Source organism: Enterobacter sp. MGH119 (genome assembly GCF_001037675.1).
Lineage (GTDB): Bacteria > Pseudomonadota > Gammaproteobacteria > Enterobacterales > Enterobacteriaceae > Enterobacter > Enterobacter hormaechei_C.
In genome coordinates this window covers 691,531-709,036 of the sequence record NZ_KQ089929.1, presented here as the reverse complement: position 1 = coordinate 709,036, position 17,506 = coordinate 691,531, and the positions used below count along the sequence as shown (strand labels likewise).

The window sequence follows — 17,506 nt, the reverse complement described above, 5'->3', positions numbered from 1 at the left end:
CAGTTATCGCCCCGCATCCATATCACAGCGCATATGATCCCAGCCGGTGTACCCCTTCACTTCGGGTACGCTGTCGGGTAAATCTTGCCAGTTAGCTTTAAATTGCTGCGTGCTGTGCTTAAGCCCCTGCTTAGTCATATAGACCATTCCCCAGGCCCAGCCAGGGAAACGGGGGTCCAGCGTATCGCTTACTTTATTTCCCATTCCGTCATCCACGGTATAGGCAATCCCCGGCCCGCCGGGCAGAATGCGCGGGTCTTCAAACGGTTTTGACGACATATACAGCCGGTGTTTGGTCTGTAAAAAACCCTGATCGTTGACGACGGTGAAAGAAATAATATCCTCATAGGATGGTTGGTTAGTACCATCGGGCTCGTTAGGCCCTACCGAAAAAAACTGGGGAGACCATGTTTTACCATAATCTTTTGAAATTATTGTTCCTGGGTCATCCCAGGTGGGTATGGCAATATATCGTTCAGAAGGATGAACAAATTTTTTGGTGAAGATCCTGTAAAATTGGCTAACAGGTTGGGTATGAATACCCCGCCGAGTATCCGTATACCAGAGTTCACCTTCGCAATCCCACCCTTTCAGTTCGAGATAACGATGATCATCGAACCGGTAAACAACCTGTGTCGGTGGTTCTTTCGCCTGGCACCCGGTTGCCAGCACAACGGACGTAGCTGCGAGAACGGTACATAATCCTTTCATCAGTTATCGCCCCGCATCCATATCACAGCGCATATGATCCCAGCCGGTGTAGCCTTTCACGTCGGGTACGCTGTCGGGTAAATCCTGCCAGTTTGCCTTAAGTTGCTGCGTGCTGCCCTCGAGCCCCTGCTTAGTCATGTAGACCATTCCCCACGCCCAGCCAGGGGAACGGGGTTCCAGCTTCCCGCTGACTTTATTTCCCATTCCGTCATCCACGGTATAGGCAATCCCCGGCCCACCGGGCAGAATGCGCGGGTCTTCAAATGGGTTCGACGACATATACAGCCGATGTTTGGTCAGTAAAAAACCCTGATCGTTGACGACGGTGAAAGAAAGAATATCCTCATAAGGCGCGTAGTCATCGCCATTGGGTTCATTATGATTTGGTGAAAACGCTACGGAGTGCCACGTTTTCCCATAGTCCTTAGATACTATGAATCCACTCGCGCCCCATCCCGTCAGTGCAATATATCGCTCTGATGGATGAATAAATTTACGGGTAAAGAGTCGATAAAACTGACTTACGGGTTCGGTGTGAATGCCTCGCTTAGTATCCGTGTACCAGAGTTCGCCTTCACAATCCCAGCCTTTCAGTTCGAGATAACGATGATCATCAAATCGGTACACCACCTGCGTTGGTGGTTCTTTCGCCTGGCATCCGGTCGCCAGCACAACGGACGTAGCTGCGAGAACGGTACATAATCCTTTCATCAGTTATCGCCCCGCATCCATATCACAGCGCATATGATCCCAGCCGGTATAGCCCTTCACCTCGGGTACGCTGTCGGGCAAATCTTGCCAGTTAGCCTTAAGTTGCTGCGTGCTGCCCTCGAGTCCCTGCTTAGTCATGTAGACCATTCCCCACGCCCAGCCAGGGGAACGGGGGTCCAGCTTCCCGCTTACTTTATTTCCCATTCCGTCATCCACGGTATAGGCAATCCCCGGCCCGCCGGGCAGAATGCGCGGGTCTTCAAACGGTTTTGACGACATATACAGCCGGTGTTTGGTCAGCATAAATCCCTGGTCCTTAACAACAGTAAAGGAAATAATGTCATCGTAGGGCGGTGAAGAATCTCCATTTGGTTCGTTAGAACCCGCTGAATAAAACTGAGGGGACCAGGTTTTACCATAATCTTTTGAAATTATTGTTCCTGGAGAGCCCCAGGTAGGGATAGCTATATAACGCTCCGATGGATGTATGAATTTTTTGGTGAAGATCTTGTAAAATTGGCTAACAGGTTGGGTATGTATACCCAGCTCAGTATCCGTGTACCAGAGTTCGCCTTCGCAGCCCCAGCCTTTCAGTTCGAGATAACGATGATCATCGAACCGGTACACCACCTGCGTTGGCGGTTCTTTCGCCTGGCATCCGATCGCCAGTAAAACAGCAGTGGCCATCAGACCCATAAATGATATTTTCATGCTCTATCCTTAAGCCAGTTGACTGTCACTTATGGGCTTTGGCATGTCCCATTGCAGATTTGCGACGTCCTGATTCCCTGCGACAAGATCACTGGACGGCTTGACAGTCGTTGCATTATTGAACTTATTTACCACCCCATACTCACCTTTCGGCAGCACGTCATATGGCTTATTCATGAAAAATTTGGTTGTAGGTTCATCTAGCTTACCCGTCCGGTAATATGCCCTTGCATAGGGATTTTCATTCTGAGGATCGCGCCAGTCTGCACGATGTAACAACCCTTCCCAAAATTTCCCCGCCTGATAATCGAATGATTTGCACTGCCCAATAGCCAAATCAAACGCCATAGCGTGCGATGGCGCAAATTCGCTCATCACAATAGAGGAGTGCTGGCTGTAGCCCACCGGGTCGATTTTCTGCCATTCCGCTTGCAGTTCTTCCGGTGTTTTCTTCCAGGTAAGGGTAACTAACTGAAAATCACGCGAACCTGACACCTCACCATAAATAACCTCATGCTTGCGTTCAAAACTCTCTTCTTTAAGCTCTGAAGCAGATAAAACGTGACCCGGCTGCCAGCCAATATTTTGATAGCGGTTCACTGCAAAGGTTGTCGTTACCGTGCGCTTAATGGCGCTGGCTTTGGCGGAATAGGAAATGTAGGCGTCCGGGCTGTCCGGATCGACATAATAGGTATACGGTTTATCACTGGTTTTAGGATCGTTATCCGGGTGATTATCCTCCCCCTGAAGTTTGAAAATAAAAGGTTCCGGTAACTCCTCACCGTTTATCACCACATCGCGAGCGCTGTAACTGGCGTTCGTGAGAAAGGCATATTTTGCATCCCCCTCATTTCGCGGTGGTAGCTCAAAGGGGTTAGCGTCAGGGATGTTTCCTACTTCACCATGCTGGTAAAACACGCGCTGAAACAGATTAGGTATATCACTGGCAATATTCTGAGGAATGCCTCGCCAGCCAAACCCCTGCACATTCTCCAGCGACACGACGCCATCGTTCGGGCAAAAGTAGTTATACACTTTACCGTCGTTGCTTCGGCAATATCTGCCATCCGTTCGCAGCGGATTATCGGAAGGTTTACGCAGGGTACAGGAGGCCTCCAGAGCAAGTAATTCGCTCTCGGCCATTTTCCCGCCACCTTTCCATTGCGTATGCATCAGGCGACAGAAATTTTTAAATGTCTGCTGTCTGGCGTCGTCGGTCTGTTGATAACCCGGCTGAATATTTTCAGCCACGCGCGACTCAAGAGAATATGGTGAGTGATTAAGAATCACACAATTTACCGGATCGTATCCGGCCTGTTTCACCAGCATATTTGCCAGCATAGTAATAATCGTGCCCTGACTGTGAGCGACGATATTGATAACATCGTTTTGAGTTACTAACGGCTGACGAATCTGAATAATCAAATCCGCCAGCCGTTGAGCGGCAAAAAACTGGTAAATGCGGTGCGGGTTTTCATAAATGGGATGGGTAAAATCGCCATCATTGAAGTGCAGCGAGGCAAATCCCGCAGCGGCAACGCCGAAGCCACCGGCGCCGGGCCCCAGCATATCCGGGATCGTCGTCGTCGCGTTGGCAAAGGTCCCGCCCCCCTTGGCAAAACTCTTATCAAGTGCGTTCTTAAAGTTATCGTTCTGGTACTGAAACGGCCCTTTTCCGTCATTACCCAGCGACTTTTTATTCGTCTCGTTATCTTCCTGGTACGCATCATAGGGAAGATGCGCTTTGTCACTCAGCTTCCCGACCTCCTCCCGGTAGCGCTTCTGGTCCGCCCGGTAATCAGCATGCGTAACCGGTTTATATCCCCAGTAAAACGGGATGATGGGGGAACGCCCTGGAGTGATAATTCTGTAGTCTTTCCATTCGTGGGCGTAAAAATCCTGCCGGTTAAGTCGCTTACCCAGCCCGGCAAGTATACCTTTCTCCTGGTTCTGGTAGGCTTCACCCACGTCGTTCACGCCATGGACGAGGATCACAATGCCGGGCATCGGACGCGGTATCCCGACGTTGCGCGTCTGGGCGACTTCGCCCAGGGTTTTGTGTACCGGAATATCGCCTTCTGATACCACCCGTGGAGCGTAGGGTTTTGTCTTCGCCTCCGTCATTCCATTATCTCCATTTTATAGCTGTCGAGGTCGTCAGCATCGAGCAGGGGTGAACGACCGCAGCTGTCCGTCACGCCTTCCACCACCTGTCCGGATGCACTGGTCAGCCTGAATTTTTTGTTTGCCAGAATTTGCTCCGGATCATCGCCGGCGTGCAGTTTGTAGCGAAGTTTAAAGGCGCCTTTCTCAAAGGATGGCGTCGGTACCGACACACTTTCCGGACCGTCGTATTTCAGGCTCGGCGCTTTGAGTTCAATGCCCGTCGGCGAGAAAATGGTGACCAGTCCGGTCGGGCTGATACGGATCCCGCCGCCCCCGCAGACAAACTGCATTCCCTTTCTGGCACTGCCGTTCATTTTCCCGGCGGTGCTCGTCAGCGTGAAATCCTGCTGCGACAGCATGTGCATTTCGCCCCGCTGCGCCTGCGTCGTAATATCCCCCGCACCGGCAATCATCTGGATGCCGAGTTTGCGGGCAAACAGCGACAGTTTTTCCCCTACGGCCAGCGAGAATTTTTTCACCACATTCACGCTGGCATTCCCGCCCGCTGTGGCAATCAGGTCTTTCCCGGCGGAAAGTTGTAGGCTGTCCGGCGTAACCAGCGCAATTCCACTTTTTCCATATGCCAAAATACCGGGCTCCGCGAGATGACTCAGCGTCTGGCTGAGCGCATTTTGCCGATCGGTTTCCACATTACTCGCACCTGCCGTAAGCGCACTTTGTTGTAGGGTCATCGCCAGCGATAACGCCTTTTCAAGTTGTGTAATAGCCGCTGTCATATCCAGTTGCTTACCCCCCGCGCGGGGCTGGGCTTCCGTGGTGATCATCACGCCTTTCGCAGCACGCAGCGCCATCCAGTCGTCGGTGCGAGCCTCCACACCTTCCCCGCGCTTTTTGCCTTCAGCATCAACCAGGTGACCCACACTCACTTGCCCTTTGCCGTACTCCGTAGCGATTTTGATGTGCTCCTGCCCGCGACGATCTTCAAGACGGATCTTGTTCAACGCGGCCGTGCGGATCACGTTTCGGGTATCGTTACGGTTTGTGACTAAATCCGGGTGGCTGCCGTCGTGCATGACATGCGCGATAAAAGGTCTGTCCGGATCGCCGCCTTCGAAACCAACGGCAACTTCAGTCCCCTCCAGTAGCGGAAAGTGAATACCAAAGGTGTCACCGGCGTACGGCCTGCCGAGGCGTACCAGGGCGCTTTCGAATCCGACCCGTTTTTCATCAAGGTCAAAATCGAACTTAACCCTGTAGCGCCCAACCGCATCAAGTCCGGCATAGGTTTTATCTCCCCCGATAGCCTTCACTCTGGCGGGCACCGTTCCGGCTATCACCGGCCGGGATAAGTATTCAGGACGGAAGCTATAGCCCTGGATATAGGGGATCCCAGAAAGTACGGCGCGATAGTGTTCAGCACGGCTGCCGCGGATAGTCATCGCAGTTATCACAAACCCGGACTTAAACCCGTCAGGTACAGGCCCTGAGGGATAAAACATAATGCCTGGCTGAAGCTCGGGATCGCTGGTTGTCGCCCCCAGAAGACTCTGTCCGTTCAACAGGCGTTCATAACGCAGACGAGCGTAAAATGCGGCGGTTTCCGCCTCTTCACCGTGAAAATCCCCCGCAGTCAGATAGTGATCGGCATAGTGATAGTGTTGGCCTGTCGTTACACCTTCGGGAATATTGCTCGTTTTAACGGTCTTATCCGTCTGCGGCGATTGCGGGTCACGGTAGTTATAGGTGCGAACCAACACATTTTTGGGGATCAGGCCGTGCTGCTCCTCCAGATCGGTAATGTATTCGCTATAACTGGTCATGCCTGAATGTCGGACATAAGGCATCTGTTTGTCGCTGAAGTTGTAACGACGCGCAGAATCCCCAAAAATAACGACGGTTTCCGTTTTCACTTTGTTGTGATTCTCAAATCGGAACCAGATTCCTATCTCTGCCAGCAGCCGACGGATGAACCGCAAATCGGTTTCTTTCCACTGAACGATCATTTCCCGTCGTGGATAACTGTGGCTCAGTTGGTCAAAATCAATGTTGTAGCCGTCAAAGTGACCACTGTCCTTCATCAGCTTTGTAACGAGCTCCGGGACTGTCATGTTCATGTAAACCGCAGAACGGTAATTTTGATCCAGCAGCGCCAGCTCATGCTCCAGCACGCATTCATACAGTGCTTCGTCACCTGAAGACATCAGCCGCGAAAATTGGGTGATCGTGCCATTAATCTGGCGAACCGGCAGCCAGGAGGTTTGCCCATGCCATGAGGCTTCCAGATTGGGTGCACGCAGAATAAACTCAGCCCTTTGATTAAGAACAGCATTAATGGCAATGTTTAGATCCGGACTGGTAAAGCGAATGGTATAGCGATAAGGCTCGCTTAATATCTCTTTTCCTGTAAAAGAATGAACATCTGAAATAACATTTTTGCTACGCGGGAAATACAATAAATATCTGTTTAACGTGTCCTGCCTTTGAGCTACCTCAGATTCCCCTGACATTATTAGCTATCCTTTTAACAAACATTCCGTTCATTAAAAACAATACACCCATCGCTCCCCCATTAAAATACCCAACTTCAGGTTGAATTAATTCACGGGAAGTGAATCTATTCACAGAATAAATAAAAAAGGACCAGACAATTTTATCACACATAAATTCAGAATGATTTATTCATCAAATATATAAGTGAAGGATTATTTAATAATGAAAAATAATACGCCTGGGGTTAGGGATATTAGAAATGTTGTGTAGAGAAGAAGAACTTATACATGCTGGTCACATAAAGTGACCAGCATCAGGCCAGAGGGCCTGCTTTATGCATTGGGCATTTGTTACTGTTTCGCGCCTTCTACCGCTTCGCGAGCCAGTTTAGTGATGCGATCCCAGTCGCCTGCTTCCAGCGCATCCGCCGGAACCAGCCAGGAGCCACCGATGCACAGCACGCTTTTCAGCGCCAGGTAGTCACGGTAGTTGGCCGGAGAGATGCCGCCCGTTGGGCAGAAACGCACCTGGGAGAATGGGCCCGCAATCGCCTGCAACGCTTTGGTGCCGCCGTTCGCTTCAGCCGGGAAGAATTTGAACTCTTTCAGGCCGTAGTCCATGCCCAGCATCAGTTCAGAAACGGTGCTGATACCCGGGATCAGCGGAATAGAACCTTCGGTTGCGGCTTTCAGCAGGGGCTCGGTCAGCCCCGGGCTGATGGCAAACTGTGCGCCCGCTTCGGTCACTTCCGCCAGCTGCTGCGCATTCAGAACCGTACCTGCACCGATGATCGCTTCCGGCACTTCTTTGGCGATAGCGCGAATCGCATCCATCGCACAGGCCGTACGCAGGGTCACTTCCAGAACACGAACGCCACCCGCAACCAGCGCCTTCGCCATTGGGACAGCGTGCTCCAGTTTGTTTACCACAATAACCGGCACGACAGGGCCAGTAGTCAGGATTGCTTCTGCACTTGTTTTCCAGTTTTTCATCAGAGTTTTCTCTCGCCAGATCGTTAAAATCAAGTCGTCTTAAAACGTAATACAGGTTGCGCCCTGCTCCGCACCGGAGAGTTTCTCACGCAACGCACCAAACATTTCGCGTCCGGTACCCACGCGGGATGCGCTCAGGTCAGGAATATGTGGCTGACGCGCCGCCAGCTCTGCTTCGTCCACCAGCAGGGTTAACTCGCCTGTCTGACCGTTAACGCGGATCATGTCACCATCACGCACTTTCGCCAGCAGGCCGCCGTCGTAGGCTTCCGGGGTGACATGAATCGCTGAAGGCACTTTACCGGATGCCCCCGAGAGGCGTCCATCGGTCACCAGTGCAATTTTGAAACGGCGGTCCAATAATACACCAAGCGGCGGCATAAGTTTATGTAATTCTGGCATCCCGTTCGCTTTTGGTCCCTGATGACGCACCACGACCACACAGTCTTTATCAAGCAGACCCGCGTCAAAAGCAGGTAAAACGTCGTGCTGGCTTTCAAACACCACCGCCGGGGCTTCAATCACCTGATTCTCTTCCGGCACGGCAGAGGTTTTCATCACGGCACGTCCAAGGTTACCGCTCAGCACTTTGGTGCCGCCGTGAGGAGAGAACGGCTGTTCGAAGGTTGCGATAACCTGAGGATCGAGCGAGTCGCTCGCTCCTTCGCGCCAGTCCAGCTCACCGTTGTTCAGCCAGGGTTCAAGGGTATAGCGATGCAGGCCAAAGCCCGCCACCGTGTTGACATCCTCATGCAGCAGGCCGCCTTTCAGCAGCTCGCGCATCAGCACCGGCACGCCGCCCGCGGCCTGGAAGTGGTTGATGTCCGCCGGACCGTTCGGGTACAGACGCGCCATCAGCGGTACCACAGAGGAGATATCGGAGAAGTCATCCCAGTTAATCAGAATGCCCGCCGCGCGCGCCATCGCGACAAGGTGCATGGTATGGTTGGTTGAACCGCCGGTCGCCAGCAGGGCGACAATCCCGTTGACGATGACTTTTTCATCCACCATTTTGCCCATTGGCATCCACTCGTTGCCGTTACCGGTCAGGCGCGTCACCTGACGGGCTGCGGCTTCGGTCAGCGCTTTACGCAGTGGCGCATCCGGCTGGATGAACGACGAGCCCGGTAGCTGCATCCCCATAAACTCCACCACCATCTGGTTGGTGTTGGCCGTACCGTAGAACGTACAGGTGCCCGGCGCGTGATAAGACGCGGCTTCCGCTTCCAGCAGTGCCTGACGGTCCGCTTTTCCTTCGGCATACAGCTGGCGGATACGGACTTTTTCCTTGTTTGGCAGACCGCTTGCCATCGGGCCTGACGGCACAAAAATCGCTGGCAGATGGCCAAACGACAGCGCGGCCATCACCAGCCCCGGGACGATTTTGTCGCACACGCCCAGATAGAGCGCGCCATCAAACATATTGTGAGACAGGCCCACTGCCGCCGACATGGCGATCACTTCGCGGCTCAGCAGGGACAGTTCCATACCGTCCTGGCCCTGGGTTACGCCATCACACATGGCCGGCACGCCGCCTGCAACCTGGCCCACCGCGTTCACGCTGTGCAGCGCATTGCGGATGATAGACGGGTAGACCTCATACGGCTGGTGGGCTGAAAGCATGTCGTTATAGGAGGTAATGATGGCGATATTGTTACGCAACATGCTTTTCAGCGCGTCTTTATCACCAGGCTGGCAGGCCGCAAAGCCGTGGGCCAGATTCCCGCAGGCCAGCTGTGAGCGATGGACCGTTTCACTCTTCGCCTGTTCGATGCGGGCAAGGTAGGCAGCACGGGTCTCTTGCGAGCGTTCAACAATGCGTTGTGTTACGCGTAACAATGTCGGATTCATAAAAGCTCCTCTAATTTATCTTTCCAGGCTCGGGAGTTTACACAGTTTCTGACGGTTGTTAACAACGCTGAAACGCCTGATATCCGGAGCACAGGGGCAAAATGTCTGAAGGGAGTGTAATAAAAAAAGCTCCGCGGGTGAATCCACGCGGAGCTTAAAAGATAAAAATTATGCCACTTGCTGTGTTAGATCATGTTACCGGTAAAATAACACCTTTGTGCTAGAGAAGGTGGTTATTCAAACTCGTTCCAGGAGCGGCCATCACGGGTGATCATCGCAACGGAGGCGACAGGTCCCCATGTTCCCGCCTGATACGGTTTTGGCGCGTCCTGATCGGCTGCCCACGCTTCGGTGATGGAGTCGACCCACTTCCACGCCTCTTCCACTTCATCGCGGCGGACGAACAGCGCCTGGATACCACGCATGGTTTCCAGCAGCAGACGCTCGTAAGCGTCGGCCAGATGCGTCTGGTTGAAGGTTTCAGAGTAGCTCAGGTCGAGCTTGGTGGTTTGCAGGTTGTGTTTGTGATCAAGACCCGGCACTTTGTTCAGGATCTGAATATCCACACCCTCGTCCGGTTGAAGACGGATGGTCAGTTTATTCTGCGGCAGTTCCTGCCAGGATTCTTTGAACAGGTTCAGTTCCGGATTTTTGAAGTAGACCACCACTTCGGAGCATTTTGCCGGCAGACGTTTCCCGGTACGCAGGTAGAACGGCACACCGGCCCAGCGCCAGTCGTCGATATCCACGCGGATCGCCACAAACGTCTCGGTGTTGCTGGACTTGTTCGCGCCCTCTTCTTCCAGATAGCCAGGAACTTTTTTCCCCTGGGCAAAACCTGCGGTGTACTGGCCGCGCACGGTTTTCTCACGCACGTTGGAGCGGTCAATACGGCGCAGTGATTTCAGCACTTTCACTTTAGCGTCACGAATGCTGTCGGCCGTCAGATCTGACGGTGGAGACATGGCAATCATGCACAGAATTTGCAGCAGGTGGTTCTGGATCATGTCACGCATCTGGCCGGCCTGGTCGAAGTAGCCCCAACGGCCTTCGATGCCCACCTCTTCCGCCACGGTAATTTCCACGTGGTCGATAGTGCGGTTGTCCCAGTTGTTCACAAACAGGGAGTTGGCAAAACGCAGCGCCAGCAGGTTCAGTACCGTCTCTTTGCCCAGATAGTGGTCAATACGGTAAACCTGACACTCCTCAAAGAACTCGCCTACCTGGTCGTTGATTTCACGCGAGGTCGCCAGCGACGTACCCAGCGGTTTCTCCATCACTACGCGCGCCGGTTTAGCGTTCAGCTTCGCCTCGCCCAGACCTTTGCAGATGGCGCCGAAGGTGCTTGGCGGCATGGCGAAATAGTTAATAGTGACACGATTTTCCTGGTCAAGCATTTCACCCAGACGGGTAAAGGCGCCTACATCGTTGACGTCCAGGTTGCAGAAATCGAGACGCCCGCTCAGCTTATCCCAAAGGCTTTCATCGATTTTCTCTTTCATGAACGTTTCGAGCGCCTCACGCACGACTTTGGTATAAGCCTCCTTATCCCAGTCTGCGCGCCCTACCCCAAGGATCCGGGTGTCGGGATGGATCTGGCCCGCTTTTTCGAGCTGATACAGGGAAGGCAGCAATTTTCGGCGTGCAAGATCGCCTTTCGCGCCGAAAATGACCAGGTCACATGCCTGGGCTGTTTGCGTTACCGCCATGTCATTCTCCTCAGTTAGATCGCCTGGTACTCTGCCAGGTATCGTTGTAATTTTATTACAATGCACTGTACTGCTTTTACGCGTTTCCTGAAACCATTAGCGCTTAACGTCGCGTGCGATACGGTGATTTTTCGTCGCCTGGGCCATTACGCCCGTCTGATGACGCAACAAACGTCGATTCTTTGCGCAACGGGGTCAGAGCAAAACCCGACGTCGATCAAGTAATGAAAAAAAACAACAACATTTCTTGTCGACGATTACCCTTTCGGGAGTCCTGGGGGTAATATCGGCTAAATCGAATCAAGGTTTCATCTCTTTATGAAATCGTTTATGCCCTCATGAGCGTCTTGTTAACAATGAACATGCTGGAAAAAATCCAGTTTCAACTGGAACACCTTAGCAAATCCGAGCGCAAAGTGGCTGAAGTTATTCTCGCCGCGCCCGCTCAGGCGATTCATTCAAGCATCGCCGCTCTGGCACAGGAATCGGGCGTCAGCGAACCGACGGTCAATCGATTCTGTCGTAGTCTGGACACGCGCGGCTTTCCTGATTTTAAACTGCATCTGGCCCAAAGTCTGGCAAACGGCACCCCGTATGTTAATCGCAATGTCGATGAAGACGACAGCGTTGATGCATACACCGCAAAAATATTTGAATCGGCAATGGCCACGCTCGACCACGTTCGCCAGTCTCTGGACATGAGTTCAGTGAATCGCGCGGTCGATCTTCTCACGCAGGCCAAACGGATTGCCTTCTTTGGCCTTGGCTCGTCCGCCGCCGTGGCGCATGACGCCATGAATAAGTTCTTTCGCTTTAACGTGCCGGTGATTTACTCCGATGACATTGTGCTGCAACGCATGAGCTGTATGAATTGTAGCGAAGATGATGTCGTGGTACTCATCTCTCATACGGGCCGCACCAAGAGCCAGGTGGAGCTGGCGCAGCTCGCGCGTGACAACGATGCGATGGTCATCGCCCTGACGACGGCAGGTACGCCGCTCGCCCGGGAAGCGACGCTCGCCATTACCCTGGACGTACCGGAGGATACCGACATGTACATGCCGATGGTCTCCCGCCTGGCGCAGTTGACGGTCATCGACGTGCTGGCGACCGGTTTTACCTTACGCCGGGGCGCAAAATTCCGGGATAACTTGAAGCGGGTCAAGGAAGCCCTGAAAGAATCGCGTTTTGATAAAGAATTGCTTATAAAGAGCGATGTTCCCTAATAACGACGAAGTACGATTTACGGCATTCGGTCCCCTCGCTACTGCATTGCGATAGATGAAGGCCGATTCTATGTTCACGCAACACCAAAGTTGTTTCAGTCAACGGAGTATTACATGTCCAGAAGGCTTCGCAGAACCAAGATCGTCACCACCTTAGGCCCGGCCACCGACCGCGATAATAACCTCGAAAAGATTATCGCCGCGGGTGCTAACGTGGTGCGTATGAACTTCTCTCACGGTACGCCAGAAGACCATAAATTACGTGCCGACAAAGTGCGTGAAATCGCAGCTAAACTGGGCCGCCATGTTGCTATCCTCGGTGACCTGCAAGGTCCAAAAATCCGCGTATCGACCTTTAAAGAAGGCAAAGTCTTCCTCAACATCGGCGATAAATTCCTGCTGGACGCCAACCTGAGCAAAGGTGAAGGCGATAAGGAAAAAGTGGGTATCGACTACAAAGGTCTGCCTGCTGACGTTGTGCCTGGCGACATCCTGCTGCTGGACGACGGACGCGTACAGCTGAAAGTGCTGGAAGTTCAGGGTATGAAGGTGTTCACCGAAGTGACCGTCGGCGGCCCGCTCTCCAACAACAAAGGCATCAACAAACTCGGCGGTGGCCTGTCTGCCGAAGCGCTGACCGATAAAGACAAAGCGGATATCGTGACCGCAGCGCAGATCGGCGTGGATTATCTGGCCGTCTCCTTCCCGCGCTGCGGTGAAGATCTGAACTATGCTCGCCGCCTGGCGCGCGATGCAGGCTGCGATGCGAAAATCGTTGCAAAAGTGGAACGCGCTGAAGCGGTCTGCGATCAGGACGCGATGGACGACGTGATCCTGGCGTCTGACGTGGTGATGGTTGCCCGTGGTGACCTGGGCGTGGAAATTGGCGACCCTGAACTGGTCGGTATCCAGAAAGCGCTGATCCGTCGCGCGCGTCAGCTGAACCGCGCGGTGATCACCGCCACCCAGATGATGGAATCCATGATCACCAACCCAATGCCGACCCGTGCAGAAGTCATGGACGTGGCGAACGCCGTGCTGGATGGTACTGACGCGGTGATGCTGTCAGCGGAAACCGCGGCGGGCCAGTATCCGGCGGAAACCGTGGCCGCCATGGCGCGCGTCTGCCTGGGTGCAGAGAAGATCCCAAGCATTAACGTCTCCAAGCACCGCCTGGATATCCAGTTCGACAATGTGGAAGAAGCGATCGCGATGTCCGCGATGTACGCAGCCAACCACCTGAAAGGGGTCACGGCGATCATCACCATGACCGAATCTGGCCGTACCGCGCTAATGACGTCCCGTATCAGCTCCGGTCTGCCGATCTTCGCCATGTCCCGTCACGAGCGTACGCTGAACCTGACGGCGCTGTATCGCGGCGTGACGCCAGTATACTTCGACAGCACCAACGACGGCGTGGCCGCCGCGCACGATGCCGTGAACCTGCTGCGCGACAAAGGTTATCTGGTATCCGGTGATATCGTTATCGTGACGCAGGGTGACGTGATGAGCACCATCGGCTCAACCAATACCACCCGCGTACTGACCGTAGAGTAAGCTCTGATCCCCTCTCCCCTAAGGGGAGAGGGGTGAAGGTTTCCTATTTCTTCGGGAAAAGTTCTTTACGCTTGTACGGCTCTGTTTCGCCAGGTTTACGCGTTTTGAGCAGCTTCAGGATCCACGTATATTGCTCCTTATGCGGCCCCACCAGCACTTCCACCTCTTCATTCATGCGGCGTGCGATGGTGTGATCGTCTGCGGTCAGCAGATCGTCCATCGGCGGACGTACCTCAATGCTCAGGCGATGCGTTTTACCGTCATAAGCCGGGAACAGTGGGATCACGCGGGCGCGGCAGACTTTCATCAGGCGACCAATCGCTGGTAGCGTGGCTTTATAGGTTGCGAAGAAATCGACAAACTCGCTGTGCTCAGGACCATGGTCCTGATCGGGCAGATAGTAGCCCCAGTAACCCTGACGTACCGACTGAATGAAAGGCTTAATGCCATCGTTTCGGGCGTGCAAGCGTCCGCCAAAGCGACGGCGCACGGTATTCCAGACGAAATCGTAGATTTTGTTTCCCTGATTATGGAACATCGCCGCCATTTTCTGGCCCTGCGACGCCATTAACATCGCCGGAATGTCGACCCCCCAGCCGTGCGGCACCAGGAAAATCACCTTTTCATCATTGCGACGCATCTCGTCGATGATCTCCAGCCCTTTCCAGTCAACGCGTTCGACGATCTTCTCCGGCCCTTTCAGCGCCAGTTCCGCCATCATCGCCATCGCCTGCGGCGCAGTGGTATACATGTCATCAATGATTGCTTCGCGTTCGGCGTCGCTTTTATCCGGGAAACAGTACAACAGGTTTATTTGCGCGCGTCGGCGCGCGCTTTTACCCAAGCGCCCTGCCAGGCGCCCCACTTTACCGAGCACCGGATCGCGGAGGGAAGCAGGTAGCAACGCCATGCCAGCAAACGCGTATACGCCAATCCAGGCGCCCCAGTTACGCGGGTGGCGAAAAGATTTTTCAAACTCAGGAATGTACTCAATATTGTTTTTTTTGGTTTCCATGCGGGTTCCAGGGTCTGGTGACGCAAAAATATATGCGGATAGTGTAGCGAGGCTGCCGCCCGCGCACAAAAGAAAAAGCCGGCGCATACTGACGCCGGCTTTTTAAATCAGGAGAGCTTAGTCGAAGCGCAGCTGCGGCATCACCTCTTTCACCTGCGCCAGGTAATCTTTGCGATCTTTCCCGGTCAGCCCTTCGGTGCGCGGCAGTTTCGCCGTCAGCGGGTTAACCGCCTGCTGGTTGATCCACACTTCATAGTGCAGGTGCGGCCCCGTCGACCGGCCGGTGTTACCGGACAGCGCGATGCGATCGCCACGTTTCACCTTCTGGCCCGGTTTGACCAGCAGTTTACGCAGGTGCATGTAGCGGGTGGTGTACGTACGACCGTGACGAATAGCAACGTAATAGCCAGCAGCACCGCTGCGTTTCGCCATGACCACTTCACCATCTCCTACCGCCAGCACTGGCGTGCCCTGCGGCATAGCGAAGTCAACGCCACGGTGCGGCGCTACGCGGCCCGTTACCGGGTTCAGACGACGCGGGTTAAAGTTGGAGGAGACGCGGAACTGTTTCGCCGTTGGGAAACGCAGGAAGCCTTTTGCCAGACCCGTACCGCTGCGGTCATAGAACTTACCGTCTTCCGCGCGAATAGCGTAGTAGTCTTTGCCGTCTGAACGCAGACGAACGCCCACCAGCTGGCTCTGCTCGCGCTTACCGTCCAGCATTTCGCGGGACATCAGGACAGAGAACTGATCGCCTTTTTTCAGTTTGCGGAAATCCATCTGCCACTGCATGGCTTTGATCACCGAGCTGATTTCAGCGCTGGTCAGGCCGGCATCGCGTGCGCTGGAAACAAAGCTGCCGCCGACGGTCCCTTTCATGACGCTGTTAACCCAGTCGCCCTGCTGCAATTCACTGGTCATTTTGAAACCGTTTGCAGTGCGATCGTAGGTGCGGGTTTCGCGACGGGACATCTCCCAGGTCAAACGTTGCAGATCGCCGTCGGGCGTTAAGGTCCAGGAAAGTTGCTGACCAATTTTCAGGTTACGCAGCTCTTTATCGGATGCGGCGAGCTGGCTGATGTTGCCCATGTCGATACCGTACTGGTTCAGGACGCTGCTCAGCGTATCGCCAGTGGATACAACATATTCATGAATGCCAGCTTCATTCTGGATCTTGTCATCCAGCTCATCCTGGGGAATCGCTTCATCTTCCTGAGCGGCCTGATCGATAGGCTCGCTGGCCTCGGGCAGCAGAGAGCGGATCTCGCTCTTCTCCAGTTCGATGGTTTTGATGATTGGGGCGGAACTCGGGTGGTAAACATAGGGCCGCCAGACGGCGACCGCTAATGTGAGAACTGTAAGCGACCCCAGCATAACGCGGTGGGGTCGAGGCAGATTGTTAAATGCCAGGGCGACAGAGCGGGCTATCTGTTGCACGTATTCACTTCCTCGTTAATCTCCTTTCAGGCAGCTCGCATACTGATTCGCCAGTTGGCTGAGGAACTGCGAATAGCTCGCTTTGCTCAACTGGATGTTCGTACCTAGCGGGTCAAGGGTTCCCATGCGCACGGATGTTCCCCTGGCCACGGCTTCTACGACCGCTGGCCTGAACTGTGGCTCAGCAAAAACGCATGTCGCTTTTTGCTCAACCAACTGTGTTCTGATTTCATGTAAACGCTGCGCACCAGGCTGAATTTCAGGGTTGACGGTAAAATGCCCCAGCGGGGTCAGACCGTAATGTTTCTCGTAATACCCGTAGGCATCATGAAAAACGAAGTACCCTTTTCCTTTAAGCGGTGCGAGCTCGTTACCCACCTGTTTGTCGGTTGCGGCTAATTGAGCCTCAAAATCCTTCAGGTTGGCGTCGAGTTTGATTCGACTTTGCGGCATAAGTTCCACTAATTTGTCGTGGATTGCAACCGCTGTAAGCCGCGCTATCTCTGGGGAGAGCCAGAGATGCATGTTGTATTCACCGTGATGGTGATGGTCGTCACCTTTTTCACCATGAGCATGGTCGTGGTCATGCTCATCACCCTCGTCCTCAGCTCCTTTCATGAGTAACGGTTTCACGCCGGACAGCCCGGCAATCGTCACCTGTTTCTCAGCGGGAAGCTGTCTGGCTGACTTCTGCATGAACGCTTCCATCTCAGGACCAATCCAGACGACTAAGTCCGCGTTCTGTAAGCGTTTTACATCAGATGGACGCAGAGAATAATCATGCTCGGAAGCCCCGTCAGGCAGCAGAACCTGTGTCTCAGTGATCCCGTCCGCGATGGCAGAGGCGATAAATCCAAGCGGTTTAAGCGAAGCGACAACAGCGGCGTTAACATCTTGTGCTGTTGTACCCCAAAGAGCAGCGGATAAAGCTGCGAAAAGAAGCGTATTTTTCTGTAACATAATGCGACT

At 53.7% G+C, this 17,506-nt stretch carries 13 protein-coding genes; 2 read left to right on the top strand and 11 right to left on the bottom strand.

The window, feature by feature from the left end; all coding sequences use genetic code 11:
• Positions 1–3: 3 nt before the first annotated feature.
• The 8 genes from SK53_RS03295 to zwf form a co-directional block, all read right to left on the bottom strand.
• A complete protein-coding gene (locus SK53_RS03295; protein WP_047653736.1) occupies positions 4–711 on the bottom strand; it encodes a T6SS immunity protein Tli3 family protein in 708 nt (235 codons plus the stop codon).
• Between the two features lie 3 nt (positions 712–714).
• Positions 715–1,422: a T6SS immunity protein Tli3 family protein gene (locus SK53_RS03290; RefSeq protein ID WP_048208506.1), complete on the bottom strand. Its 708-nt coding sequence runs from the start codon at positions 1,420–1,422 to the stop codon at positions 715–717.
• A gap of 3 nt (positions 1,423–1,425) precedes the next feature.
• The gene (locus SK53_RS03285; RefSeq protein WP_045329866.1) at positions 1,426–2,133 is read right to left on the bottom strand and encodes a T6SS immunity protein Tli3 family protein; all 708 of its coding nucleotides are present in this window, start codon (positions 2,131–2,133) and stop codon (positions 1,426–1,428) included.
• 9 nt (positions 2,134–2,142) lie between these two features.
• Positions 2,143–4,257 (bottom strand): T6SS effector phospholipase Tle3 domain-containing protein, encoded by a 2,115-nt coding sequence (locus SK53_RS03280; RefSeq protein WP_045329869.1) that lies wholly within the window; start codon positions 4,255–4,257, stop codon positions 2,143–2,145.
• Positions 4,254–6,767 (bottom strand): DUF2345 domain-containing protein, encoded by a 2,514-nt coding sequence (locus SK53_RS03275; RefSeq protein WP_048208505.1) that lies wholly within the window; start codon positions 6,765–6,767, stop codon positions 4,254–4,256. The genes SK53_RS03280 and SK53_RS03275 overlap by 4 nt, the downstream gene beginning before the upstream one ends.
• A 333-nt stretch (positions 6,768–7,100) precedes the next feature.
• A complete protein-coding gene (gene kdgA / locus SK53_RS03270; protein WP_003859774.1) occupies positions 7,101–7,742 on the bottom strand; it encodes a bifunctional 4-hydroxy-2-oxoglutarate aldolase/2-dehydro-3-deoxy-phosphogluconate aldolase in 642 nt (213 codons plus the stop codon).
• A 39-nt stretch (positions 7,743–7,781) separates the two neighbouring features.
• A complete protein-coding gene (gene edd, locus SK53_RS03265) occupies positions 7,782–9,593 on the bottom strand; it encodes a phosphogluconate dehydratase (RefSeq protein WP_032659039.1) in 1,812 nt (603 codons plus the stop codon).
• A 233-nt stretch (positions 9,594–9,826) separates the two neighbouring features.
• Positions 9,827–11,302, bottom strand: coding sequence for a glucose-6-phosphate dehydrogenase (gene zwf / locus SK53_RS03260; protein WP_003859771.1), 1,476 nt, complete (start codon positions 11,300–11,302; stop codon positions 9,827–9,829).
• Between the two features lie 356 nt (positions 11,303–11,658).
• On the opposite strand from zwf, the gene SK53_RS03255 reads away from it, so the two are divergent.
• Together SK53_RS03255 and pyk are read left to right on the top strand one after the other, a co-directional pair.
• Positions 11,659–12,528, top strand: coding sequence for a MurR/RpiR family transcriptional regulator (locus tag SK53_RS03255; protein ID WP_003859769.1), 870 nt, complete (start codon positions 11,659–11,661; stop codon positions 12,526–12,528).
• 114 nt (positions 12,529–12,642) lie between these two features.
• Complete coding sequence (gene pyk, locus SK53_RS03250) at positions 12,643–14,085, top strand: pyruvate kinase (RefSeq protein ID WP_003859767.1); 1,443 nt, start codon at positions 12,643–12,645, stop codon at positions 14,083–14,085.
• A gap of 43 nt (positions 14,086–14,128) precedes the next feature.
• On the opposite strand, the gene lpxM is transcribed toward pyk, so the two are convergent.
• The 3 genes from lpxM to znuA form a co-directional block, all read right to left on the bottom strand.
• On the bottom strand, positions 14,129–15,100 hold the full coding sequence (lpxM, locus tag SK53_RS03245; RefSeq protein ID WP_022651444.1) for a lauroyl-Kdo(2)-lipid IV(A) myristoyltransferase: 972 nt from the start codon (positions 15,098–15,100) through the stop codon (positions 14,129–14,131).
• Between the two features lie 117 nt (positions 15,101–15,217).
• Positions 15,218–16,537, bottom strand: a complete 1,320-nt coding sequence (mepM, locus tag SK53_RS03240; protein ID WP_003859762.1) for a murein DD-endopeptidase MepM — start codon at positions 16,535–16,537, stop codon at positions 15,218–15,220.
• A 15-nt stretch (positions 16,538–16,552) separates the two neighbouring features.
• Complete coding sequence (znuA, locus tag SK53_RS03235; protein WP_032610246.1) at positions 16,553–17,497, bottom strand: zinc ABC transporter substrate-binding protein ZnuA; 945 nt, start codon at positions 17,495–17,497, stop codon at positions 16,553–16,555.
• Between the last annotated feature and the right edge of the window lie 9 nt (positions 17,498–17,506).